General features: G+C 66.0%; 1 protein-coding gene. It reads left to right on the top strand.

The window, feature by feature from the left end:
• The coding region (locus tag AC1D0P_RS30965) for a cyclic nucleotide-binding domain-containing protein (protein WP_477680227.1) at nt 1–344 on the top strand (344 nt) is incomplete at its 5' end.
• Between the last annotated feature and the right edge of the window lie 59 nt (nt 345–403).

Raw genomic sequence — 403 nt, 5'->3', positions numbered from 1 at the left:
CCTCCTCGGTGATGGAGATCGTGCGCGCGCTCAGGCCACGGATAGTGCCGACCGGCACCATAATCTGCCGCAAGGGCGACAAGGGCGACCAGATGTTCTTCATCGTCGATGGCAGCGTCATCGTTGCCACGCCGAGTCCGGTCGAGCTTGGCCCAGGCAGTTTCTTCGGCGAGATGGCGCTGGTGACCGGCGAGCCGCGCTCGGCGACCGTCACCGCGACAACCGAGGTGTCGTTGCTGTCGCTCCATGCCGAGGATTTCCAGATGCTCTCCTCGAGCAGCCCGGATATCGCCGACATCATCCGCAAGACGGCGCTGGAGCGGCGGGGCGACCCGAAGGCGTGATCACGACAGAACGCCGCGTGCCGTACGCCGCGGCATCTTTGCGCTGCGCCCATCTGGAG

It is taken from the genome of Polaromonas sp. P1_G2 (assembly GCF_056405515.1).
The sequence above is the reverse complement of the archived record's forward strand: the minus strand, read 5'-3'. Positions and strand labels throughout refer to the sequence as shown.